Source organism: Streptomyces xanthophaeus, from assembly GCF_030440515.1.
GTDB classification, from domain to species: domain Bacteria; phylum Actinomycetota; class Actinomycetes; order Streptomycetales; family Streptomycetaceae; genus Streptomyces; species Streptomyces kutzneri.
This window is the reverse complement of record NZ_CP076543.1, coordinates 6,804,181-6,826,383: the sequence shown is the minus strand read 5'-3', so window position 1 is coordinate 6,826,383 and position 22,203 is coordinate 6,804,181. Positions and strand designations below refer to the sequence as shown.

The 22,203-nt window shown below is 72.6% G+C and carries 21 protein-coding genes; 15 read left to right on the top strand and 6 right to left on the bottom strand.

Going from position 1 to position 22,203, the window contains the following annotated elements; genetic code table 11:
- The first annotated feature begins 3 nt into the window (after positions 1–3).
- Positions 4–225 (top strand): DUF397 domain-containing protein, encoded by a 222-nt coding sequence (locus KO717_RS30585; protein ID WP_301372635.1) that lies wholly within the window; start codon positions 4–6, stop codon positions 223–225.
- A gap of 67 nt (positions 226–292) precedes the next feature.
- On the opposite strand, the gene KO717_RS30580 is transcribed toward KO717_RS30585, so the two are convergent.
- The gene (locus KO717_RS30580; protein ID WP_301372634.1) at positions 293–1,474 is read right to left on the bottom strand and encodes an 8-amino-7-oxononanoate synthase; all 1,182 of its coding nucleotides are present in this window, start codon (positions 1,472–1,474) and stop codon (positions 293–295) included.
- Positions 1,475–1,631: 157 nt separating this feature from the next.
- On the opposite strand from KO717_RS30580, the gene bioB reads away from it, so the two are divergent.
- The 3 genes from bioB to bioD are packed head-to-tail and all read left to right on the top strand — an operon-like array spanning position 1,632 to position 5,023.
- A complete protein-coding gene (gene bioB / locus KO717_RS30575; protein WP_301372633.1) occupies positions 1,632–2,879 on the top strand; it encodes a biotin synthase BioB in 1,248 nt (415 codons plus the stop codon).
- Positions 2,872–4,194: an adenosylmethionine--8-amino-7-oxononanoate transaminase gene (locus tag KO717_RS30570; RefSeq protein ID WP_301372632.1), complete on the top strand. Its 1,323-nt coding sequence runs from the start codon at positions 2,872–2,874 to the stop codon at positions 4,192–4,194. The genes bioB and KO717_RS30570 overlap by 8 nt, the downstream gene beginning before the upstream one ends.
- Before the next feature lies 1 nt (position 4,195).
- Positions 4,196–5,023, top strand: a complete 828-nt coding sequence (bioD, locus tag KO717_RS30565; RefSeq protein WP_301372631.1) for a dethiobiotin synthase — start codon at positions 4,196–4,198, stop codon at positions 5,021–5,023.
- A gap of 167 nt (positions 5,024–5,190) precedes the next feature.
- On the opposite strand, the gene KO717_RS30560 is transcribed toward bioD, so the two are convergent.
- Positions 5,191–5,613: a GNAT family N-acetyltransferase gene (locus KO717_RS30560; protein ID WP_301372630.1), complete on the bottom strand. Its 423-nt coding sequence runs from the start codon at positions 5,611–5,613 to the stop codon at positions 5,191–5,193.
- A 206-nt stretch (positions 5,614–5,819) separates the two neighbouring features.
- Between KO717_RS30560 and KO717_RS30555 the strand changes: the two genes are divergently transcribed.
- From KO717_RS30555 to mug, 5 genes are all read left to right on the top strand, one after another.
- Complete coding sequence (locus KO717_RS30555; protein ID WP_301372629.1) at positions 5,820–7,154, top strand: hemolysin family protein; 1,335 nt, start codon at positions 5,820–5,822, stop codon at positions 7,152–7,154.
- Complete coding sequence (locus KO717_RS30550; protein ID WP_301372628.1) at positions 7,151–8,176, top strand: hemolysin family protein; 1,026 nt, start codon at positions 7,151–7,153, stop codon at positions 8,174–8,176. The genes KO717_RS30555 and KO717_RS30550 overlap by 4 nt, the downstream gene beginning before the upstream one ends.
- Before the next feature lie 65 nt (positions 8,177–8,241).
- Positions 8,242–9,024 carry an SGNH/GDSL hydrolase family protein gene (locus KO717_RS30545; protein ID WP_301372627.1) on the top strand — a complete coding sequence of 261 codons (783 nt, stop codon included), beginning with the start codon at positions 8,242–8,244 and terminating at the stop codon, positions 9,022–9,024.
- Positions 9,025–9,095: 71 nt separating this feature from the next.
- Positions 9,096–10,529 carry an adenylosuccinate lyase gene (purB, locus tag KO717_RS30540; protein ID WP_030008636.1) on the top strand — a complete coding sequence of 478 codons (1,434 nt, stop codon included), beginning with the start codon at positions 9,096–9,098 and terminating at the stop codon, positions 10,527–10,529.
- The gene (gene mug, locus KO717_RS30535; RefSeq protein ID WP_301374862.1) at positions 10,526–11,089 is read left to right on the top strand and encodes a G/U mismatch-specific DNA glycosylase; all 564 of its coding nucleotides are present in this window, start codon (positions 10,526–10,528) and stop codon (positions 11,087–11,089) included. The genes purB and mug overlap by 4 nt, the downstream gene beginning before the upstream one ends.
- Here mug and KO717_RS30530 read toward each other — a convergent pair.
- Genes KO717_RS30530 through KO717_RS30520 form a run of 3 tightly spaced genes read right to left on the bottom strand, consistent with a single transcriptional unit; the run spans position 11,086 to position 13,261 of the window.
- Complete coding sequence (locus KO717_RS30530; protein WP_301372625.1) at positions 11,086–11,523, bottom strand: hypothetical protein; 438 nt, start codon at positions 11,521–11,523, stop codon at positions 11,086–11,088. The genes mug and KO717_RS30530 overlap by 4 nt on opposite strands.
- Positions 11,524–11,563: 40 nt before the next feature.
- Positions 11,564–12,313: an ABC transporter permease gene (locus KO717_RS30525; RefSeq protein WP_301372624.1), complete on the bottom strand. Its 750-nt coding sequence runs from the start codon at positions 12,311–12,313 to the stop codon at positions 11,564–11,566.
- A gap of 36 nt (positions 12,314–12,349) precedes the next feature.
- Positions 12,350–13,261 (bottom strand): ABC transporter ATP-binding protein, encoded by a 912-nt coding sequence (locus tag KO717_RS30520; protein ID WP_301372623.1) that lies wholly within the window; start codon positions 13,259–13,261, stop codon positions 12,350–12,352.
- Positions 13,262–13,369: 108 nt separating this feature from the next.
- Here KO717_RS30520 and KO717_RS30515 point away from each other — a divergent pair, with 108 nt between their 5' ends.
- The 3 genes from KO717_RS30515 to KO717_RS30505 all read left to right on the top strand — a co-directional run bounded on the left by KO717_RS30515 (position 13,370) and on the right by KO717_RS30505 (position 16,455).
- The gene (locus KO717_RS30515; protein WP_301372621.1) at positions 13,370–14,545 is read left to right on the top strand and encodes a sensor histidine kinase; all 1,176 of its coding nucleotides are present in this window, start codon (positions 13,370–13,372) and stop codon (positions 14,543–14,545) included.
- Positions 14,546–14,549: 4 nt separating this feature from the next.
- On the top strand, positions 14,550–15,200 hold the full coding sequence (locus KO717_RS30510) for a response regulator transcription factor (protein ID WP_301372620.1): 651 nt from the start codon (positions 14,550–14,552) through the stop codon (positions 15,198–15,200).
- 100 nt (positions 15,201–15,300) lie between these two features.
- Entirely contained in the window at positions 15,301–16,455 is a 1,155-nt protein-coding gene (locus KO717_RS30505; RefSeq protein WP_301372619.1) for an ROK family transcriptional regulator, read from the top strand.
- Positions 16,456–16,574: 119 nt separating this feature from the next.
- On the opposite strand, the gene KO717_RS30500 is transcribed toward KO717_RS30505, so the two are convergent.
- A complete protein-coding gene (locus tag KO717_RS30500; RefSeq protein WP_301372618.1) occupies positions 16,575–17,345 on the bottom strand; it encodes a GntR family transcriptional regulator in 771 nt (256 codons plus the stop codon).
- Between the two features lie 288 nt (positions 17,346–17,633).
- On the opposite strand from KO717_RS30500, the gene KO717_RS30495 reads away from it, so the two are divergent.
- The 3 genes from KO717_RS30495 (at position 17,634) to KO717_RS30485 (ending at position 21,987) form a co-directional block, all read left to right on the top strand.
- A complete protein-coding gene (locus KO717_RS30495) occupies positions 17,634–18,485 on the top strand; it encodes an alpha/beta fold hydrolase (protein WP_301372617.1) in 852 nt (283 codons plus the stop codon).
- A gap of 284 nt (positions 18,486–18,769) precedes the next feature.
- On the top strand, positions 18,770–20,338 hold the full coding sequence (locus tag KO717_RS30490) for an alkaline phosphatase D family protein (RefSeq protein ID WP_301372616.1): 1,569 nt from the start codon (positions 18,770–18,772) through the stop codon (positions 20,336–20,338).
- A gap of 149 nt (positions 20,339–20,487) precedes the next feature.
- The gene (locus KO717_RS30485) at positions 20,488–21,987 is read left to right on the top strand and encodes a GNAT family N-acetyltransferase (protein ID WP_301372615.1); all 1,500 of its coding nucleotides are present in this window, start codon (positions 20,488–20,490) and stop codon (positions 21,985–21,987) included.
- Positions 21,988–22,203 lie beyond the last annotated feature (216 nt).

Below are 22,203 nucleotides of genomic sequence, written 5' to 3'. Positions count from 1 at the left end.
CCCGTGTCCGCAACCCCCTTATCCACCAGCGGACTTCTGATCAGCGCGCGGTGGCGGCGGAGCAGCCGTAGCACCGGAATGAACAACTGCGTGGAAGCGGCCGTCCTGGACGGCGGCCTGCTCGCCGTCCGTGACTCCAAGCGGACGGACGGCCCGGCCGTGCTCTTCACCGGGCCCGCCTGGACCGGCTTCCTCGCCTCGGTACGGGCCGACGCGCACGCGTAGCCCCGTCCGGGACCACCCGGGAAACGCCCAGCACACGGGAAACGCCCAGGACCCCGGCCGATACGGCCTACCGGCCCTGGCCGTCCGTGGCTCCCGCGGGTGCGGTCGCCAGGATCGTCGCGACCGCCCGATCGATCTCGTCCCCCGTGAGATCGGCCCGGGCGGTCAGCCGCAGCCGGGAGATGCCGTCCGGCACCGACGGCGGACGGAAGCACCCCACGGACAGTCCCGCCTCGCGGCAGTCGGCGGCCCAGCGCAGTGCCGCCGACGCCGACGGGGCCCGTACCGACACCACGGCCGCGTCCGGCCGGGCCGCGGTCAGGCCGGACGCGGTGAGCCGCCCGTACAGCTGGGCGGCCACCTCGCGGGCACGGTCCGCGCGCTCCGGTTCCCGCTGGAGCAGGCGCAGGCTCGCCAGCGCCGCCCCGGCGGCGGCCGGGGCCAGTCCGGTGTCGAAGATGAAGGTGCGGGCGGTGTTGACCAGGTGCCTGATCACCTTGGCCGGGCCGAGCACGGCTCCGCCCTGGCTGCCCAGGGACTTCGAGAGGGTCAGGGTGGCGACCACGTACGGCGCGCCCGCGAGCCCGGCCGCGTGCAGCGCGCCGCGACCGCCCGCGCCCAGCACGCCCAGCCCGTGGGCGTCGTCGACGAGCAGGGCGGCGCCCTCGTCCCGGCAGGCGGCGGCGTACTCCGCCAGCGGGGCGGCGTCCCCGTCCACGGAGAACACCGAATCGCTGACCAGCAGCGCGCGGCCCTCGTGCGAGGCGAGCGTCTTGCGTGCGGTGTCCGGGTCGGCGTGCGGGACCACGGCCGTCTCGGCGCGCGAGAGCCGGCAGCCGTCGACGATCGAGGCATGGTTCCCGGCGTCGGACACGACCAGCGTGCCCCGCCCGCTGAGCGCGGTGACGGCGGCGAGGTTGGCCGCGTAGCCGGAGGACAGGACGAGCGCGGCCTCGAAGCCGCAGAAGGCGGCGAGTTCCCGCTCCAGCTCGGTGTGGAGCTCGGTCGTACCCGTCACCAGCCGCGAACCGGTGGCTCCGGCGCCCCAGCGCTCGGCCGCCTCCTGCGCCCCGCGGACGGTCTCGGGGTGCCGGGACAGGCCGAGGTAGTCGTTGCTCGCGAGGTCCAGCAGCGGCGACGCCGGCGGCCGCGGGCGCAGCGTGCGGACGAGGCCGGCCTCCTCCCGCGCGCGCTCCGCGTCGTCGATCCACGCGAAGACGTCCACCGGGTCGGGAGTGAGCTCGGGCATCGGCACGTCCTCGTGTTTTGTCGGCAGTCCACAGACCTGCCCCGACCCTAGCTCGCGTGACCGCTGCGCCAGGTGTGGTGATACACACACACCCATCCGGCCATGTTGTGCGATCTCTCCTTGGCCGGGAGCGGGGGTGTGGTCCAGGATCGGGTTCATGGACCTGCTGAACACCCTGGTGGACAAGGGGCTGCGGCGAGAGCTGCCGACCCGCGAAGAAGCGCTCGCCGTACTGGCGACTTCTGACGACGAACTGCTCGACGTGGTGGCCGCGGCCGGCAAGGTGCGCCGCCAGTGGTTCGGCCGTCGGGTCAAGCTGAACTACCTGGTCAACCTGAAGTCGGGCCTGTGCCCGGAGGACTGCTCCTACTGTTCCCAGCGCCTGGGGTCGACGGCCGGCATCCTCAAGTACACGTGGCTGAAGCCCGAAGAGGCCTCCCAGGCCGCCGCCGCCGGTGTCGCGGGCGGCGCGAAGCGGGTCTGCCTGGTCGCCAGCGGCCGCGGGCCGACGGACCGGGACGTGGACCGCGTCGGCAAGACGATCGCGGCGATCAAGGAGCAGAACGAGGGCGTCGAGGTCTGCGCGTGCCTCGGCCTGCTCTCGGACGGCCAGGCGGAGCGACTGCGGGACGCGGGCGCGGACGCCTACAACCACAACCTGAACACGTCCGAGGCGACGTACGGACAGATCACCAAGACCCACACCTACGCCGACCGCGTCGACACCGTGCAGAAGGCGCACGGCGCCGGTCTGTCCGCGTGCTCCGGTCTGATCGCCGGTATGGGCGAGAGCGACGAGGACCTGGTCGACGTCGTCTTCTCGCTGCGCGAGCTGGACGCGGACTCGGTGCCGGTCAACTTCCTGATCCCGTTCGAGGGCACGCCGCTGGCCAAGGAGTGGAACCTCACCCCGCAGCGCTGCCTGCGCATCCTGGCGATGGCGCGGTTCGTCTGCCCCGACGTCGAGGTCCGCCTCGCCGGCGGCCGCGAGGTCCACCTGCGCTCGATGCAGCCGCTGGCCCTGCACATCGTCAACTCGATCTTCCTCGGCGACTACCTGACCAGTGAGGGCCAGGCCGGTCAGGCCGACCTCGACATGATCGCGGACGCCGGTTTCGAGGTGGAGGGCGCCGGTACGTCGACCCTTCCCGCGCACCGCTCCGACGTCGCGGCCGCCGCCACCGGCGGGGGCTGCGGTTCGAACGGCGGCGCCTCGCTCTGCGGTTCGGGCGCGCCCGCCGAGGGCGAAGCCGCGGGCTGCGGCTCCGCGTGCGGCGGCTGCTCCGGCCACGCGCCGGCGGACGAGGCACCCGTACCGGTCCAGGCCGAGGCCGGCGAGGTCCGCCCGGAGCTGGTCGCGGTCCGCCGACGCGGCGCGGGGACGGACATCGCCCCCAATGCCTGATCAGCATGGACCGCTGGCCACCGGCGCGAAACTGCTCGCGCTGGACCGGCAGCACGTCTGGCACCCGTACGGCCCGATGCCCGGGCGGCAGGAGCCGCTGATCATCGCCTCCGCCTCGGGGGTACGGCTGCGGCTCGCCGACCCGTCCCAGGGACACGGTCACGAAGAGCTGGTCGACGGCATGTCCTCCTGGTGGTCGGCGATCCACGGCTACAACCACCCGGTGCTCAACGAGGCCGCCACCGCGCAGCTCGGTCTGATGTCGCACGTGATGTTCGGCGGGCTCACCCATGAGCCCGCCGTCCGGCTCGCCGCGAAGCTCGTCGAGATCACCCCGCCGGGGCTGGAGCACGTCTTCCTCTCCGATTCGGGCTCGGTGTCCGTCGAGGTCGCGGTCAAGATGTGCCTGCAGTACTGGCGTTCGCTGGGCCGGACGGGCAAGACCCGGCTGATGACCTGGCGCGGCGGCTACCACGGGGACACCTGGCAGCCGATGGCGGTCTGCGACCCCGACGGCGGAATGCACGAGCTGTGGCAGGGTCACCTGCCGCGGCAGGTCTTCGCGGACGCGCCGCCCTCCGGTTTCGACACGCCCGTGGACCCGGCGTACGCCGACCACCTGCGCGCGACGGTCTCGGCGCACGCGGACGAGCTGGCCGCGGTCATCGTGGAGCCGGTGGTGCAGGGCGCGGGCGGTATGCGCTTCCACCACCCCGGCTACCTGCGGGTGCTGCGCGAGCTGTGCGACGAGTACGGGGTCCTGCTGATCCTGGACGAGATCGCCACGGGCTTCGGCCGTACGGGCGCGCTCTTCGCGGCCGACCATGCGGGGATCACCCCGGATGTGATGTGCCTGGGCAAGTCGCTGACCGGTGGTTACCTCACGCTGGCGGCGACCCTGTGCACGGAGCGGGTGGCGAGCGGCATCTCCCAGGGCGAGGTCCCGGTGCTGGCGCACGGGCCGACCTTCATGGGCAACCCGCTGGCCACGGCCGTGGCCCTGGCCTCGGTCGAGCTGCTGCTCGGCCAGGACTGGGCGACCGACGTCAAGCGGATCGAGGCGGGGCTGCGCGAGGGCCTGTCGGCCGCGGCCGGCATCCCCGGGGTGAAGGACGTACGCGTCCTGGGCGCCATCGGCGTGGTGCAGCTCGACCATGAGATCGACGTGGTGGCGGCCACCCGGGCGGCGGTGCGGGAGGGCGTGTGGGTGCGCCCGTTCCGGGACCTGATCTACGTGATGCCGCCGTTCGTGACCGGTGACGAGGACGTGGACCGTATCTGCCGTGCGGTGTGCGCGGCGGCGCAGGAAGGCTGAGATGTCCGTACTGATGGTGTCCGGGACGGGTACCGAGATCGGCAAGACGGTGGTCACGTCCGCGATCGCGGCCGCCGCGGTGGCCGCCGGCCGATCGGTGGCGGTGCTCAAGCCGGCACAGACGGGTGTCGGCCCGCAGGAGCCGGGGGACGCCGCGGAGGTGGTCCGGCTGGCCGGTCCCTCCGTCACGGCGGTGGAACTGGTGCGCTATCCGGAGCCCTTGGCCCCGGACACGGCGGCCCGCCGCTCGGGGTTGGCGACGCTGTCCCCTGCAGAGATCGCGGAGGCCGCGCAGCGGCTGTCGCTGGACCACGACCTGGTCCTGGTGGAGGGTGCGGGCGGGCTGCTCGTCCGCTTCGACGAGTCGGGCAACACACTGGCCGACGCGGCCCGCCTGCTCGGCGCGCCGACGCTGATCGTCGCCCAGGCGGGTCTGGGCACGCTCAACTCCACCACCCTCACGGCGGAGGCCCTGCGGGCCCGGGAACTGACCCCGCTGGGTGTGGTGGTCGGCAGCTGGCCGAAGGACCCGGACCTGGCGGCCCGCTGCAACCTGGCGGACCTCACGAAGTCCTCGGGCCTGCCGCTGCTGGGCGCGGTCCCGGAGGCCTCGGGAACCCTCGCACCGGACCGCTTCCGCGCGTCGGCCCCGTCCTGGCTGGCCGCGCCCCTGTCGGGGACCTGGTCGGCGGAATCCTTCCTGTCCACCTGGCCCCCACCCCCCTTCACCCCCGCCGACGCAAACCCCAGCCCCGCCGACCCCAACCCCACCCCCGGCGACCCCAACCCCAGCCCCGCCGGCGCAAACCCCAGCCCCGCCGGCGTTTGAGGCGCGGGGCCCGGGGCGGAGCCCCCAACCCCAGCCCCGCCGGCGTTTGAGGCGCGGGGTCCGGGGCGGAGCCCCGAATCCCTGAGGTGCGGCCGCCCGACCACGGGCGGCCGCACCCACCGGCCCAGGCACAGGCACGGCACCGGCACCGGCACCCGCACCGGCGGCTAGCCGAGCGGCTTGACCCAGCGCGTCCACTGCTCCTGCGGCCGGTAGCCCACCGCGTCCCACACCCGGTGCGCCCGCTCGTTGCGATCGAGCACCATCGCGTCCCCGCGCCGCCCGCCCAGCGCCACGAACCGCTCCTCGGCGGCGGCCAGCAGCGCGGCCCCGATGCCCTGCCTCCGGTACCCGGGGTGCACGGCGAGCCGGTAGAGGTGACAGCGCCACCCGTCGAACCCTGCGATCACCGTGCCGACGAGTTCCCCGTCGCGCCGGGCGAGCAGCAGCGCCCCGGGGTCGCGGTCGTGCAGCCGCTCGACCCCGGCGAGATCGTCGCTGATACTCGTTCCCTCCGCGGCGGTCTTCCAGAACTCCAGAACTGCGCCCAGGTCTGCGGCCGACGCGGAGCCGATATGAAGATCAGTCATGGCCGAATCCCATCATCAGGGCGCGCTCCGCCAAAAGAATGATCCATCCCCTTTGCTCGTCCTTTACCATGTGGTGAAAGGTCCCTCTTGAGTGAAAGGTGTGAGCGTCCGCCCATGGGCGAGCCTCCCAGTCCCCGACACACCCGTTCGCGACATCGCGCGATCCCCCGCCTCCTGGCCGATCATGGGACGGAGGTGATCGACCGATGACCGAGGTGCTCCTGCTCGTCGTGGCACTGGTGCTCTGCATCGTCTGCGGGGTCTTCGTCGCCGCCGAATTCTCGCTGACGACCGTCGAACGCAGCGAGCTCGAACGAGCCGTCGAGCGCGGCGAGCGTGGCGCGGACAGCGCTCTGGCCGCCGTCCGCACCCTGACGTTCCAGCTCTCCGGCGCCCAGCTCGGCATCACCGTCACCGGCCTGGTCATCGGCATGATCTCCAAGCCGTCGATCTCCACCCTGCTCCAGGGCCCCTTCGAGGCCATGGGCCTGTCGGCCGCCACCGCCTCCTCCGCCGCCCTGATCCTCGGCACCGCGCTCTCGACCGTCGTCCTGATGGTCGTCGGCGAGCTGGTGCCCAAGAACTGGGCGATCTCCTCCCCGCTCGCGATCGCCAAGCGCGTGGCGACCATGCAGCGGGTCTTCAGCCGGGCGTTCCGGCCCCTGATCAGCCACCTCAACACCACCGCGAACCACATGGTGCGCCGCTTCGGGCTGGAGCCGGCCGAGGAGCTGGCCTCCGCGCGCACCCCGCAGGAGCTGGTCGCCCTCGCGCGCCACTCGGCGAAGGCGGGCGCGCTGGAGAAGGACACCGCCGAGCTGTTCGTCCGCACTCTCAACCTCGCCGATCTGACCGCCGAGAACGTGATGACCCCGCGCGTCCAGGTCACGGCTCTCGACGTGCAGACCACGGCCGAGGACGTCGCGAACGCGACGCTGGCCACCGGCCTGTCCCGCTTCCCGGTGTACCGGGGCAGTCTCGACACCGTCGTCGGCACCGTCCACGTCAAGGACGTCCTGGCCCTGCCGGCTGCGGAGCGCCGCCGCCGTCCCGTGTCGCAGCTGCTGCGCGAGCCCCTCTTCGTACCGGAGTCGCTGACCGTGGACCGGCTGCTGGACCGCCTGTCCGGCAAGCAGACGATGGCCGTGGTCATCGACGAGTACGGCGGCACGGCCGGCGTGGCCACGCTGGAGGACATCGTCGAGGAGGTCGTCGGCGAGGTCCGCGACGAGCACGATCCGCACGAGACCCCGGATCTGGCCCCGGCCGGTACGGACGAGGCCGGGCACCTGCTCTACTCCGCCGACGGCGCGGCGCGCACCGACCAGCTCCAGCGGATCGGACTGCGCGTGCCGGACGGCCCGTACGAGACCCTGGCGGGCCTGATAGCGACCGAGCTGGGCCGGATCCCGACGGTCGGCGACCGGATGGAACTGAACGGCTGGCGCCTGGACGTGGTGGACGCCGTCGGGCGCCGGGCCTCGCGTGTGCTGCTGCACGCCCCGGCCGAACCCGCCGAGGGAACGGAGGAGGCCCGATGACCGTCATCCAGCTGCTGATCGGCCTGGCGACCCTGGTCGTCAACGCCTTCTTCGTCGGCGCGGAGTTCGCGCTGATCTCGGTCCGGCGCAGCCAGATCGAACCGTACGCCGAGCAGGGCGACCGGCGCGGCCGCGCCGTCCTGTGGGGCCTGGAGCACGTGTCGGCGCTGATGGCGGCGGCCCAGCTGGGCATCACGCTGTGCACCCTGGTGCTGGGTGTGGTGGCGGAGCCGGCCATCGCCCATCTGCTGACCCCGCTGTTCGACCTGGTCGGGGTACCGGCGGGCGTGACCCACGCGATCTCCTTCGTGGTGGCGCTGACGCTCGCGACGTACCTGCACATGCTCTTCGGCGAGATGGTGCCGAAGAACGTGGCGCTGGCCGAGCCCGTGCGCACCGCACTGCTGCTGGGGCCGCCGCTCGTGACCCTCACGCGGGCGCTGCGGCCGGTGATCTTCACGATCAACGCCTTCGCCAACGCCCTGCTGCGCCTGCTGCGGGTGGAGGTGAAGGACGAGGTCGGCGCGACTTTCACGGACGACGAGCTGGCCCGGATGGTCAAGGACTCCAGTGACGCGGGGCTCCTCGACGACCGGGCGAGCGAGCGCCTGCACGACGCCCTGGAACTGGGCCGGCGGCCGGTGACCGACGTGGTGCTGCCGGCGGACCGGGTCGTCACGGCCCGCGAGGGCATCACCCCGGGCGGGCTGGAGCTGCTGTCGGCCGACTCCGGGTACTCCCGGTTCCCGGTGATCGACGAGCAGCACAAGATCCTGGGCTACCTGCACGTGAAGGACGTCCTGGACGTGGACGACGAGGAACGGGACGAGCCCTTCCCGGTGTCGGCCCTGCGACCGATCGCCCAGGTGCGGGCGGAGACCCCGCTGGACGACGCCCTGACCGCGATGCGGCGCAGCCGTACGCACCTGGCGGCGGTGCTCGGGGCGGACGGCGCCATGACGGGCCTGGTGACGATGGAGGACGTGCTGCGGGAGCTGTTCGGCAGGCCCGCGTCCACATGATCCTCCGAGGCGTGCGGTCCCCGGCCCTGCGGGGCCGGGGTACCGCGCGGTAACATCACTCCGCCATGGAGATGAATGCCTCTTACACCAGTTTTGTCGCGATCGGTGACTCCTTCACCGAGGGCATGTCCGACCTGCTTCCGGACGGCTCCTACCGCGGCTGGGCCGATCTGCTGGCCGCCCGCCTCGCCGCCCGGGAGCCGGGCTTCCGGTACGCGAACCTCGCGGTCCGCGGCAAGCTGATCGGCCAGATCGCCGAGGACCAGGTCCCCGTGGCGGCGGCAATGGGCGCCGACGTGGTGACCCTGGTGGGCGGCCTCAACGACGCCCTGCGCCCCAAGGTGGACATGGGCCGGGTCCGCGACCACCTGGAGTCGGCGGTGGAACTCCTCGCCCCCTCCTGCAAGCGCCTCGTCCTGATGCGCTCCCCCGGGCGCAACGGGCCGGTGATGGAACGCTTCCGGCCGCGCATGGAGGAGCTCTTCGCCGTCATCGAGGAGCTCGCCGCCCGGCATGGCGCCGTGGTGGTGGACCTGTACGGGGCCTCCGTGCTCGCGGACCCCCGGATGTGGGACGTCGACCGGCTGCACCTGACCGCCGAGGGCCACCGCCGGGTGGCGGAGGCCGTCTGGCAGGCGCTGGGCCTGCCCGCCGAACTGGACTGGCGCACCGAACTGCCCGTCTCCGCTCCCCCGGGCTGGACCGTACGCAGGGCCCAGGACCTGAGCTTCGCCCGGCAGCACCTGCTCCCCTGGATCGGCCGCCGCCTGACGGGCCGCTCCTCCGGGGACGGCCGCCCGGCCAAGCGCCCGGAGCTGCTGCCGTACGGGGACTCGCCGCTCTCGTAGCAAGGCACAATCCCGAGCGGTGGCCCTACCTGCGTAAACACACAGCGGCGGCCCAAGTAGAATCCCTCCACGTGACTGCCAAGCCCCGCATCCCCAATGTCCTGGCCGGCCGCTACGCCTCCGCGGAGCTCGCCGTCCTGTGGTCCCCCGAGTACAAGGTGACGCTGGAGCGGCGGCTGTGGCTCGCCGTGCTGCGCGCCCAGAAGGACCTCGGTATCGAGGTCCCGGACGAGGCCCTCGCCGACTACGAGCGCGTCCTCGAAACCGTCGACCTCGCCTCCATCGCCGAGCGCGAGAAGGTCACCCGGCACGACGTGAAGGCCCGCATCGAGGAGTTCAACGCCCTCGCCGGTCACGAGCACGTCCACAAGGGCATGACCTCCCGCGACCTGACCGAGAACGTCGAGCAGCTGCAGATCCGGCTCTCGCTGGAGCTCGCCCGGGACCGCACGGTCGCCGTCCTCGCCCGCCTCGGCAAGCTGGCCGGCGAGCACGCCGAGCTGGTCATGGCCGGTCGCTCCCACAACGTGGCCGCGCAGGCCACCACCCTGGGCAAGCGCTTCGCAACCGCGGCCGACGAGCTGCTGGTGGCCTACGACCGCCTCGAGGACCTGCTGGGCCGCTACCCGCTGCGCGGGATCAAGGGCCCGGTCGGCACCGCCCAGGACATGCTCGACCTGCTGGGCGGCGACGCCGCCAAGCTGGCCGACCTGGAGCAGCGGATCGCCGCCCACCTCGGCTTCGCCCAGGCCTTCACCTCGGTCGGCCAGGTCTACCCGCGCTCGCTCGACTACGACGTGGTCACCGCGCTGGTGCAGCTGGCCGCCGCCCCGTCGTCGATCGCCAAGACCATCCGCCTGATGGCCGGCCACGAGCTGGTGACCGAGGGCTTCAAGCCCGGCCAGGTCGGTTCCTCGGCGATGCCGCACAAGATGAACACCCGCTCCTGCGAGCGCGTGAACGGCCTGATGGTCATCCTGCGCGGCTACGCCTCGATGACCGGCGAGCTGGCCGGCGACCAGTGGAACGAGGGCGACGTCTCCTGCTCCGTGGTCCGCCGCGTGGCCCTGCCGGACGCCTTCTTCGCCTTCGACGGCCTGCTGGAGACCTTCCTGACGGTCCTCGACGAGTTCGGCGCCTTCCCGGCGGTCGTCGCCCGCGAGCTGGACCGCTACCTGCCCTTCCTCGCGACCACCAAGGTCCTGATGGGCGCGGTGCGGGCCGGCGTGGGCCGCGAGGCCGCCCACGAGGTCATCAAGGAGCACGCGGTGGCCTCCGCGCTCGCCATGCGCGAGCAGGGCGCCGAGCGCAACGAGCTGCTGGACAAGCTGGCCGCCGACGAGCGGATGCCGCTGGACCGGGCCCAGCTCGACGCCCTGATGGCCGACAAGCTGTCGTTCACGGGCGCCGCGGGCGACCAGGTCGCGGTGGTGGTCTCCCGTATCGAGGCGATCGCCAAGCAGCACCCGGAGGCCGCCGGGTACGCGCCGGGGTCGATCCTCTGACCCCCGACGAGCTGAACGCCGCCCGCGACCGCGTCCTCCCGGACGTGGTCGCGGGCGGTCTGCGTGTGCTCTTCTGCGGAATCAACCCCGGACTCCTCTCCGCCGCGACGGGCCACCACTTCGCCCGCCCGGGCAACCGGTTCTGGCCCGTCCTGCACCTCTCGGGCTTCACCCCGCGCCGCCTCGCCCCCGCGGAGCAGGAAGAGCTGCTGACCTACCGTCTCGGCATCACCAACGTCGTGGCCCGGGCCACGGCCCGCGCCGACGAGCTGAGCGCCGAGGAGTTCCGCGAGGGGGGCCGCATCCTGACGGCCAAGGTGGAACTGCTGCGCCCCCAGTGGCTGGCGGTCGTCGGCGTCACGGCCTACCGCACCGCCTTCGGCGAGAAGAAGGCACAGATCGGCCCCCAGGAGCGGACCATCGGCTCCACCCGCATCTGGGCCCTCCCCAACCCGAGCGGTCTCAACGCCCACTGGACCGCCGAGTCCATGGCCCAGGAATACGCCCGCCTCCGCACCGCTGCCGAGGCGGACGAGGACCAGCGCCAAGACACTCCCTAGGGCGGGTCGGTGACCGTGACCCCTGCCATCAGCTGGTAGGGGTCCTCGTCGGCCCACTGCGCCACGTAGACCACCAGCCAGTGGGCGCCGACGCGCCACAGGTGCACGTGGTCGGTGCTGTTGCCCAGCTCGTCCCACGGCTGAGGTATCTCCTCCCCGTCGAATCCGCGGTCTCTCAGCGTCCCCAGGCTGAAGACCTGCGGTTCCCCCCACCGGTCGGTCGCGGCCTGGGCGAGCGCCCCGTAGTCGGCGCCGATCTGGTCGGCCGCCTCGATCCGGCCCGAACCGTCGTCGTCCCAGAAGCCCCGCGTCCTGGCGAGCTGGACCAGGTGGAATCCCGGGCCGCTGCTGTTTCCTCCGGTCCGGACCGGCTCGGGCGGGAACTCCTTCGCCCGGAGCCGGTCGATCGTGTCGAGGTGCTCTGCCGTGGTCATGCCGTCAGTATCCCGAGGGCCACTGACAACTGGCCCGGCGTCACGCGTCCCGGCGGCGCACCGCCAGCCAGCCGCCCAGCACCGCGGTGAGCGCCCACAGCGCCAGCACTCCGAGCCCGGCCCACGGACCGAGGTCGCCGTACTGCTGGCTGCGCATCATCGCCTGTCCGGCCCGGTCCGGCATGAACTGTCCCACCCCGGTCGCCGCCGCGCCCACGATGAAGGACACCATGACGACGAAGGGTATGAGCATGCTCAGCACGGCCACCCCGCTGCGCAGCACCGCCGTGAGCCCGGCCGCGAACAGCGTCATGAGCGTCAGGTAGAGACCGCAGCCGACAACGGCCCGCACGGTACCGGGGTCGCCCAGCTCAAGTGCGTCGGGGCCCATGAACGACTGACCGGCCACGAAGGTGAGCAATCCCGCGAGCTGGCCGGCCACGAGAGCGAGCGCGCCCAGCATCGAGACCTTCGACAAGTAGAACCGCGTACGGTCGGGCACAGCGGTGAGGCTGGTGCGCAGTGCTCCGTTGTGGAACTCGGCGGAGAAGGCGGTGGCCCCGAAGGCGATGGCCGCTATCTGGCCGAAGTTGAGTCCGTAGAAGGCCGCGAGGAGCGGGTCGTCCCCCATGCTGCCCTCCTCGGCCCGGCCCAGGGCCGCAGCCGCCAGCGCCTGGATGCCCACGGTGAGGACGAGGACGGATATCAGCGACCAGAAGGTGCCCCGGAGAGACCTGATCTTGATCCATTCCGAGTGCAGTACGGGGGTCGTGGGCAGTGCGGCGTTCATGGCGAAGCCTCCTGAGGTACGGGAGCGGGTGGACGGTCAGCGGGCCGCGCTGAACTGCGCGTGATCGGCGGTGAGATCGAGGTAGGCCTGCTCCAGCGAGGCGCGCTCGTCGGCCAGTTCCAGCAGGGGCACCCCCTCACGGGCGGCCAGGCCACCGAGCTGCTCGGCCCGTATGCCTTCGACGCTCCACCGCCCGTCGCCCGCGGCCTCCAGCTCGAAGCCGTCCCGGGCCAGTGCGGCCCGCAGCCGGCCCGGGTCGGAGGTCCGCAGGCGCGCTCTCGGGGTGCTGCGGGCGTCGATGAACGCCTCCAACGGGGTGTCGGCCAGGAGCTTGCCCTTGCCGAGCACGACCAGGTGGTCGGCCAGCGCCGACGTCTCCGACATCAGATGGCTGGAGACCAGGACGGCGCGTCCTTCGGCGGCGAGGGAGCGCATCAGCTCGCGGATCCAGATGATGCCCTCGGGGTCGAGACCGTTGGTGGGCTCGTCCAGCAGGAGAACTCCGGGGTCGCCGATGAGAGCGGCGGCGATACCGAGGCGCTGGCGCATACCGAGCGAGAAGGACTTGATCCGCCGCTTCGCGACGGAGGCTATGCCGGTCTGCTCCAGTACCTCGTCCACCCGGCGCGCCGGCATCCGGCCGGCCGCGGCGAGCAGGCGGAGGTGGTCGTGGGCGGTGCGGCCGCCGTGGGCCGCCTGGGCGTCGAGGAGCGCCCCCACCCGGTGCAGCGGGTCCGTCAGGTCCAGGTAGGGCAGGCCGCCGATCGTGGCCGTGCCGGATGTGGGCCGGTCCAGGCCCAGGAGCAGGCGCATCGTGGTGGACTTCCCCGCGCCGTTGGGGCCCAGGAATCCCGTGACCCGCCCCGGCAGGACATCGAAGGTGAGGCCGTCCACCGCACGGTGGGTGCCGTATCGCTTGGTGAGTTCTCGGATCTCGATGCTGTTCATGGCTCAAGACTCGCCGCCGGCCCCACCCCCTCCCCTCCCCCATGCGAGGGTGGCGTCTCCCCCACGTGGGGGAGACGCCCGTGAACAGGGCGCTGCCACCATGGAGTCATGAACCGACTGCTGCGCGCCCCGTTCCAACCGGTGACCTATTCACGCTGGTTGCACCTGTGCGTGCCGCTGCTCCTGCTGGCGGTATGGATGTTCGTCATGCCCCGGTGGCCCTGGGTGCCGCTGCTGCTCGTCCTGCCGTTCGGGCTGGTGCCCTGGGTGCGACTGGCGGAAGGCCTTCAGGCGCAGTTCCTGCTCGCACCGTACGACCGCGGCTCCTCCGACAGCGCGATAAGCCTCGCTCCGTCGGCCCACTGGGGGGACCGCTGGCGGACCGTGCTGTGGCTGGAGACCCGGATGGTCGTCGCGGTAGGTGCGTTCGGCGCCACGGTCTGGCTGTCGGCGATGGCCGTGGAGCTCGTCGCGATAGCCATCGGGCACCCTCTGGGTCCGGACGACTTCCTGCCGTTCGTGCCCGGGCGCTGGGCCGCCGCGCTGCTCGTGCCCGTGCCGTTGGTCGTCCTCATCGCCATCGTGGCCGTGCTCGGCGAGTTGATCACCGCAGCCGCCTCCCGCCTGCTCAGCCCGTCCGCCGCCGAACGGCTGACCGCACTGGAGGCACGCACGGAGCAGCTGCTGGAGCGCACCCGCATCGCGCGGGAACTGCACGACTCCATCGGGCACGCGCTCACCGTGGCCGTCGTGCAGGCGGGTGCGGCGCGCGCCGCGGGTGATCCCGCCTTCACCGACCGGGCCCTGTGCGCGATCGAGGAGACGGGCCGGGCCGCGCTGGAGGATCTGGAACGGGTGCTGGGGGTGCTGCGGGAGTCGGGACGGCCGCCGTCGCAGTGGCCGACGCTGGCGGAGGCCGACCGGCTCCTGGAGTCGGCCCGGGCCTCCGGCTCCGCGGTGGACGCGCAACTGACGGGGCCGCTGGAGAAGTTGCCGGAACCGGTCACCCGGGAGGGTTACCGGATCCTGCAGGAGGCGCTGACCAACGTACTGCGTCATTGCGGCCCGGTGCCGGTGCGCATTCGGGTGGAGATGGCCGCGGGCCGGCTGGACCTGGAGGTGACGAACCCGCTGCCGGAACGCCCCGGGGTCACGGTCGGCGGCGGCAGCGGCCTGCGCGGGATCCGGGAGCGGGCCGCACTGCTCGGCGGAGAGGCCGAAACCGGGCTGTACGAGGGCGGTTGGAGAGTGCGCGCCCGGCTGCCGCTGGAGCGAATACGCTGACCGGATGCCGGTTACCGTACTGCTCGTCGACGACGAACCCCTGGTGCGTGCGGGTCTGCGCGCCGTGCTGGATGCCCAGCCCGACATCGAGGTGGTGGGTGAGGCGGCCGACGGGGCCTCCGTGATCCCGCTGGTCCGGCAGTTGCGGCCGGATGTGGTGGCGATGGATGTGCGGATGCCGCTCCTCGACGGGATCGAGGCGACCCGTGCGGTGCTGCGGACGGTGGATTCCCCGCCGAAGATCCTCGTGGTGACCACCTTCGAGAACGACGAGTACGTCTACCAGGCGCTGCGGGCGGGAGCGGACGGGTTCCTGCTGAAGCGGGCCCGGCCTTCGGAGATCGTGCACGCGGTACGGCTGGTGGCGGAGGGCGAGACGCTGCTCTTCCCGGCGGCCGTGCGGGCCCTGGCCGCGGAGTACGGGAACCGGCAGGCCCGGGCGGCGCTGGCGCGGGCCGCCCTGACCGAGCGGGAGGAGGCGGTCCTGCGGCTGATGGCGCGGGGGCTCACCAACGTGGAGATCGCCGCCGAGCTGATCATCGGCACGGAGACGGTCAAGTCCCACGTCAGCGCGATCCTGGCGAAGCTGGGGGCGCGGGACCGGACGCAGGCGGTGATCACGGCGTACGAGTCGGGGTTCGTCTCCCCCGCATGAGGGAAGGTCTGCTTCCGGCCGATGGGGGGCTGCTTCTCGCCGACTCACCGGGCGGGCAGTACGATCCGGCTGACAAGCTCGCTACCTGGGAGGACACACGTTGGGGCAGCTGACCGGCGGGGACCCCTCTCTGCTCCGGCGGATCAATTCCGCCGTGGTGCTGCGCGCACTGCGGACGGCCGGATCGCCGACCCTCACCGACCTCACACGGCTGACCGGACTCTCCCGGCCGACCGTCGAGGGTGTCGTGGAGGGGCTGATCGGAACCGGGCTCGTCGTCGAGGCGGATGCGGAGGAGGGCGCGCGGCGGCAGGGCCGCCCGGCCAGGCGGTTCCGCTTCCGGACCGAGGCGGGGCACCTGCTGGGCATCGAGATCGGCTCGCACCGGATCGCGGTGCTGCTGTCCGGGCTGGACGGCCGCGTCATCGGTGCCGGCACCAAGGATGTCGCGGAGACGGCGTCCGCCGATGAGCGGCTGGAGCGGGTACGGGCGGCCGTCGCCGATCTGCTGCGCCGCGCCGGCGTGCCACGGGACTCGCTGCGGGCGGTAGGTGTCGGCAGTCCCGGGATCGTGGAGGCGGACGGCACGGTCCGCCTCGGCACCGCGCTGCCCGGCTGGACCGGACTGCCGCTCGGGGAACGGCTGCGGCGCTCCTTCCGCTGCCCGGTCCAGGTCGAGAACGACGCCAACGCGGCAGCGGTCGCCGAGCACTGGAAGGGCGCCGCGCGGGACACCGGCGACATGGTGTTCGTGATGGCCGGGCTCAGCCCCGGCGCCGGCTCGCTGATCGGCGGTCGGCTGCACCGGGGCTTCGGCGGGGCGGCCGGCGAGATCGGCGCCCTGCACCTGCTGGGCCGTGAGGTCACGCCCGAGCGGTTGCTGTCGACCACCGGTGAGCCGCTGCATCCGCTGGACGAGGCTGCCGTCGCCGAGGTCTTCGCGATGGCCAAGCGGGGCGACGAGCGGGCGGTGGCCGCTGTGGAAAGGTTCCTGCAGCGGCTGGTGCACGACGTGGCGGCGCTGGTCCTGGCGATGGATCCGGAGCTGGTGGTCGTCGGCGGCTGGGCGGCCGGTCTGGACGGGGTCCTGGAGCCCCTCCGCCAGGAGCTGGAGCGCTACTGCCTGCGCCCGCCGAGGGTGGCCCAGTCCATGCTCGGCGAGGCCGCGGTGGCGACCGGCGCCCTCCGGCTCGCGCTGGACCACGTGGAGGAGGAGCTCTTCGCGGTGGAGAAGACGGTCACGGCCCGCCGCTGACCCCGCCCGCGCCCTCCCGTACACGCGGCTACGGCCCGGCCCCAGCAGCTGCTGGGGCCGGGCCGTAGCCGCGTCCGCATGCTCGGAAGGATCGGGGACCGGAGCCGCCCCGGGCCGCGTCAGGAGGCGACGCGCGGCTCGTGGGTGATCTCGACGTTGCCCGAGTCGCCGAAGGTGAGGCGGCAGGTGTCCGCGCGGTAGGTGGCCACCGAGACCGCCGCCGTGCCCGCGGTGGTGAAGTAGCGCGTGGTGACCAGGAGCACCGGGGCGCCGGGCAGCCGGTCCAGTTCCTTGGCGTCGTCGGCACGGGCGGAGCCGAGCTCCACCGAGCGGTCCTGGCCGTCGAGCACCAGCCGCTGCAGTTCGCGCAGGACGGCGCGGGCGCGGGCCGGTCCGGCCGGGGCCTCGATGGCGGGGAGTCCGGGCACCGATGCGGCGGGGACGTAGAGCAGTTCGGCGGCGACGGCCTGGCCGTGGGTGACCCGGGTCCGGCGCACCGTGTGCACCGGCTGGTCGGCGGCGAAGGCGCCCCCGGTACCGAGGAGTTTCAGCACCGCGGCCGTCGGCAGGGTCTCCGCCGCGTCGACCGGCTCCCAGCCGTCGACGCTCTCGCCGGGCCAACTGTGCTGCGCGCTGCCCACGGCGACACCGACACGCGGCGGGGCGACGGTGGTACCCACGCCACGGCGGCGCTGCAGCCGGCCTTCGAGCTCCAGCTGCTCCAGCGCCTGACGCAGCGTCGCGCGGGCGACACCGAAACGGGCCGCGAGCTCACGCTCGTTGGGCAGCACCTCGCCGACGGCGAAGTCCTGGTCGAGCGCCTCGCTGAGGACGGTCTTGAGGTGCCAGTACTTCGGCTCCGGTGCCGTTTCGAGCTGCGTGGTCCCCACCCTGACTCCTCCTGCCATCGCTGCACTCGCCGTGTGTTCCAGCGGCAGTTCCGCGCCTTTGTTTATTAAAGGTTCCTGCACTATCCCTGCGACGATAGGACGGCACACCCCCTTGGTCAAGACCAATGCTCATACCTTTGCCGGGCAGAACGGGCATACGTATCAAGCCGTTCATAGGATGTTCTCGTGGGCGCGGAAGGCTTGTAGTCAAGGGCTACCGGACGGTAATCATGGCGGTAGGCACTACTGACATCCTGTCTCGCACGCGTCCAACCGACGAGGAGCAGCATGACCGCCACGGTCTCCTTCACGATCGATTCGCCGCTCGGCCCCCGCCCCACCACCGTCGCCTACGAGCGCAAAGGCTCCGGCGAACCGCTCCTCCTGCTGCACGGCATAGGCCATCACCTCCAAGCCTGGCACCCGGTGATCGACATCCTGGCCGCCGAACACGACGTGATCGCCGTCGACCTGCCCGGCTTCGGCGCCTCGGAGCCCCTGCCCAAGGGCGTTCCGTATTCCCTGGGAACCGTGGCTCCGGCCCTCGGGGCGCTCTGCGCGGCCCTCGGCGTCGAGCGCCCGCACGTCGCGGGCAATTCGCTCGGCGGTCTGCTCGCCCTCGAAATGGGCCGGAGCAACCTCGTCCGCTCCGTCACCGCCCTCTCCCCCGCCGGGTTCTGGACCGAGGCCGAGCGCCGCTACGCCTTCGCCACCCTCCTCGCAATGCGCGCCGGCGCCAAGGCGCTACCTCTGCCCGCCGTACGACGGCTCTCGCGCACCGCCGCCGGCCGCGCCGCGCTCACCGGCACCATCTACGCCCGCCCCTCCCGCCGTCCGGCCGAGGCGGTCGTCGCCGAGACCCTCGCCCTACGCGATGCCACCGGCTTCGAGGACACCCTGGCCGCAGGCGGCTCCGTACGGTTCACGGACGACGTGCCCGGCATGCCGGTCACCATCGCCTGGGGCACCCGCGACCGGCTGCTCCTGCGCCGCCAGGGCATCCGCGCCAAGCACACCGTCCCCGGCGCCCGGCTGGTCCGGCTCCCGGGCTGCGGCCACGTCCCGATGAACGACGATCCGGCGCTCGTGTCCCGAGTGGTGCTGGACACGGCCCGCAGCGTGCGGCTCGTGGCCGCCTGAAAGGGCCGGACCGGGCGGACGGACGGACCGGCCGGGCTGACCGGACCGGCCAGGCGACCGGGCCGGTCGGGCGACCGGGCCGGTCGGGCGGACAGACAGGCAGACCGGACCGGACCGGACCGCCCGATTCGGCCGAGTTGGCTGGAACGGCCAAGCATCTGAACAGATGAACGAATGAGCGGCTGACGGCTGTTCATCCGCGGTTCGCGTGGGCGACGCGGCCGGGCCGGTGTGCGACGGCACGCTGGTCCGACCCGTCCTCGCCGGCCCCAGGAGACGTACCGATGGCATCGATCCCGCACACCCGACGGTCCCTCATCGGCGGTTCCCTCGCCCTGTCCTCGGCGCTGATCGCCGCCCCGGCGCTCGCCGTCCCCGCCTTCGCCCGCTCCGGCCGGCCGGGCGCGCTCTGGGGCGTCCAGTCCGGCGAGATCACCGCCCACTCGGCCACCGTGTGGACCCGTTCCGACCGCCTGGCGCGGATGTACGTCGAGACCTCCCCGAGCGAGGCGTTCCGCTACGCCGTACGCCGCCACCGCGGCCCGCTGCTCGGCCCGTCGAGCGATTTCACCGGAACCACCGTGCTGCGCGACCTGCCGCCCGGCCGGCAGATCCACTACCGGGTCGTCCTGACGGACCCCGACGACCCCCGCCGCAGCTCCGCGCCGGTCCACGGCACCTTCCGCACCACACCCGTCTCCCGCCGCCACGACGTGCGGTTCCTGTGGTCCGGGGACCTAGCGGGCCAGGGCTGGGGCATCAACCCCGATCTCGGCGGCTACCGCGTCTTCGAGGAGATGCGGCTGCGCAACCCCGACTTCTTCCTCTTCAGCGGGGACACGATCTACGCCGACGGGCCGATCAAGGCCACCGCGCCGCTGCGCGACGGCAGCCTCTGGCGCAACGTCACCACCGAGGAGAAGGCGAAGGTCGCCGAGACGCTCGCCGAGTTCCGCGGGAACTTCCGCTACAACCTGCTCGATCGCAATCTGCTCGGCTTCAACGCCCAGGTCCCGGTCCTCGCCCAGTGGGACGACCACGAAGTGCGCAACAACTGGTACCCCGGCCAGCTCATCGACGACCCCCGCTACACCGTCAAGGAGGCCGACACCCTCGCCGCCCGCGCCCGCCAGGCCTTCGGCGAGTACTTCCCCGTCACCGACCTGCGCGGAGGCCGCGCCGAGGGCCGGATGTACCGGGTGATGCGGTACGGCCCGCTGCTCGACGTCTTCGTGCTCGACATGCGCACCTACCGGAACGCCAACTCCCCCGGCACCCAGACCGAGGACCCCATCGGCATCCTCGGCCCCGAGCAGCTGGCCTGGGTCAAGCGCGAGCTGTCCCGCTCCCGCGCCACCTGGAAGGTCATCGCCGCCGACATGCCCCTGGGCATCGTCGTCCCCGACGGGGCCGCGAACTTCGAAGCCGTGGCCCAGGGCGACCCGGGCGCCCCGCTGGGCCGCGAGCTCCAGATCGCCGAACTCCTGCGGCACATCAAGCACCAGCGCATCACGGGCACCCTCTGGGTCACGGCCGACGTCCACTACACCGCCGCGAACCACTACGCGCCCGAGCGGGCGGCCTTCACCGACTTCGCACCGTTCTGGGAGTTCGTGTCCGGCCCGATCGGTGCCGGCGGCTTCCCGGCCGGGCGGCTCGATGCCACCTTCGGCCCGGAGACGGCCTTCGTACAGTCGGCCCCCTTCGCCAACATGTCACCGTCCGAGAACCCTCCGTACTACGGCGAGGTCGACATCGACGGCGGCAGCGGGGAGCTCACCGTCCGCCTGCGCCGCCAGGGAGGGGACGTACTCTTCACCCGGACGCTCCAGCCCGGGCGCGTGGGCCAGTGACGCCCCGAAGCCCCCGGAAGCATCGGCCCCTCCGGCCTCCGATCCGGAAATGGCCCCGAAAACTGGGTGAAATCGGCCAGATGGACACTTAACCAGTCGGTCACAGATCGTTCGTGATCACGCAACACCCCTGCGCCACAGTGGTGTGCATGACTGACCGTAACCCCACCTCCGCCCACCGTTCCCACCGTCACCACTGGCGCCGCGACGTCGTCGAACTCGCCGCAATGTTCTGCGCCGTCGCGGTGGCCGACGCCATCGCCAATCTCGTCGCGCACGGCCCGCGGGGCCCGGTCCTGCTCGTGGCCTCGGCCGTCGTACTCCTGGTGACGGCGGCCTTCCACACCTGGTGGGCACGGCGCCACAGCCATGCACCCCCGCCGCGGAGCACAGCCCCCACCGAGCCGGATCCGCACCTCCCGTCGACGAGCCCCGGCACGACCACGACCGCGACAGCAACGGCAACCGCGACCGCCAGCAGCACCGCCCTCTGGCGGATGCGCACGACCGTACGGGACGAGCCGGGCTCCCTGGCCGCCCTCTGCACCGCCCTCGCCCGCAACGGCGTCGACATCCTGACCCTCCAGACGCACCCGCTCCCCGAGGGCGGCACGGTCGACGAGTTCCTGCTGCGCGCCCCGCAGGAGCTGCCCTCCGCCGACCTCGCCCGGGCGATCTCCCGGGCCGGCGGCCACAGCACCTGGATCGAGCGCGCCGACGCCCACGACCTGGTCGACACCCCGACGCGGGTCCTCGGTCTCGCCACCCGCACCGCCCTGGACGCCGCCGAGCTGCCCCTCGCCCTGCGCCAGCTGCTCGGCCGCTGCACGATCCACTCGATCCCGGCGACCACCCTCTCCGGCCGTCCCAACGCCGGCGCGGACGCCCCGGTCGAGGGGGTCCTGGAGGCCACGGTCATGCGGCTGCGCGACCCCTCCGGCGGTGCGATCACCGTGGAGCGGCCCTACCTTCCCTTCACCCCGACCGAGTTCGCGCGGGCCCGCGCCCTCGTCGAGCTCGACGCCCGGCTCGGCCCCCGCGTCCCCCGCAGCCAGGACGTACTGACCCTGCCCGAGGGCAATGAGATCACCGTGCGTCGCGCCGACGGCTCCGACCTGCCCGCGGCCCGCGCCATGCACGACCGCTGCTCCGAGCGCACCCTGTCGCTGCGCTACCACGGCCCCGTCCACGACGCCGACCGCTACCTCGCCCACCTGCTGAGCCCCCGCTTCGGCCGCACCCTCGCCGCGACCACCGCCTCCGGGAAGCTCGTCGCCCTCGGCCACCTGCTGTGGGACGGAGACGAGACCGAGGTCGCCCTGCTCATCGAGGACGACTGGCAGCGCCGCGGCATCGGTTCCGAGCTGCTGCGCCGGCTCATCGCGATGGCCGTCGAGGCCGGATGCGACAGTGTGTACGCCGTCACCCAGGCCTCCAACACCGGCATGGTCGCCGCCATGCGCGGCCTCGGCCTCCCCCTCGACTACCAGATCGAGGAGGGCACCCTGGTGGTCACGGCCCGGCTGGACGCGACCCCGGTCAGCTCCCGGCTGCCCTACGAACTTCCCCACGAACTTCCCTACGAGCATCCCCGCGAGTTCCCGCACGAGCGCCCGCAGGAGCAGTCGGCTCCGCGCCGCCGTCCTTGACGATCCGCCCGGACCGGGGCCCCGACCGGGCACCGGCTCCGGCGGAATCCGGCCAAGCTAAGCGCGCCACGTCCCCGGCGGCCCGTGCCCCGGGGACGTGAAGTCGCTTGTCCGGCACGGTCGTTGAAGATTTCTCGCACGCATTACCGACCCTGCTCCGGCCCACGTCAGCAGTCCGACGGCAATCGGTGATGACGGGAACCCGTCCCGCATACG

Coding starts and splice junctions, on each gene's coding strand:
- KO717_RS30510 (WP_301372620.1), top strand. CDS start 14,550: ATGCCGGTTACCGTACTGCTCGTCGACGACGAACCCCTGGTGCGTGCG.
- KO717_RS30520 (WP_301372623.1), bottom strand. CDS start 13,261: ATGAACAGCATCGAGATCCGAGAACTCACCAAGCGATACGGCACCCAC.
- KO717_RS30490 (WP_301372616.1), top strand. CDS start 18,770: ATGGCATCGATCCCGCACACCCGACGGTCCCTCATCGGCGGTTCCCTC.
- KO717_RS30485 (WP_301372615.1), top strand. CDS start 20,488: ATGACTGACCGTAACCCCACCTCCGCCCACCGTTCCCACCGTCACCAC.
- KO717_RS30570 (WP_301372632.1), top strand. CDS start 2,872: ATGCCTGATCAGCATGGACCGCTGGCCACCGGCGCGAAACTGCTCGCG.
- KO717_RS30530 (WP_301372625.1), bottom strand. CDS start 11,523: ATGACCACGGCAGAGCACCTCGACACGATCGACCGGCTCCGGGCGAAG.
- KO717_RS30580 (WP_301372634.1), bottom strand. CDS start 1,474: ATGCCCGAGCTCACTCCCGACCCGGTGGACGTCTTCGCGTGGATCGAC.
- KO717_RS30560 (WP_301372630.1), bottom strand. CDS start 5,613: ATGACTGATCTTCATATCGGCTCCGCGTCGGCCGCAGACCTGGGCGCA.
- KO717_RS30525 (WP_301372624.1), bottom strand. CDS start 12,313: ATGAACGCCGCACTGCCCACGACCCCCGTACTGCACTCGGAATGGATC.
- KO717_RS30495 (WP_301372617.1), top strand. CDS start 17,634: ATGACCGCCACGGTCTCCTTCACGATCGATTCGCCGCTCGGCCCCCGC.
- bioB (WP_301372633.1), top strand. CDS start 1,632: ATGGACCTGCTGAACACCCTGGTGGACAAGGGGCTGCGGCGAGAGCTG.
- KO717_RS30550 (WP_301372628.1), top strand. CDS start 7,151: ATGACCGTCATCCAGCTGCTGATCGGCCTGGCGACCCTGGTCGTCAAC.
- KO717_RS30545 (WP_301372627.1), top strand. CDS start 8,242: ATGGAGATGAATGCCTCTTACACCAGTTTTGTCGCGATCGGTGACTCC.
- KO717_RS30515 (WP_301372621.1), top strand. CDS start 13,370: ATGAACCGACTGCTGCGCGCCCCGTTCCAACCGGTGACCTATTCACGC.
- bioD (WP_301372631.1), top strand. CDS start 4,196: ATGTCCGTACTGATGGTGTCCGGGACGGGTACCGAGATCGGCAAGACG.
- KO717_RS30555 (WP_301372629.1), top strand. CDS start 5,820: ATGACCGAGGTGCTCCTGCTCGTCGTGGCACTGGTGCTCTGCATCGTC.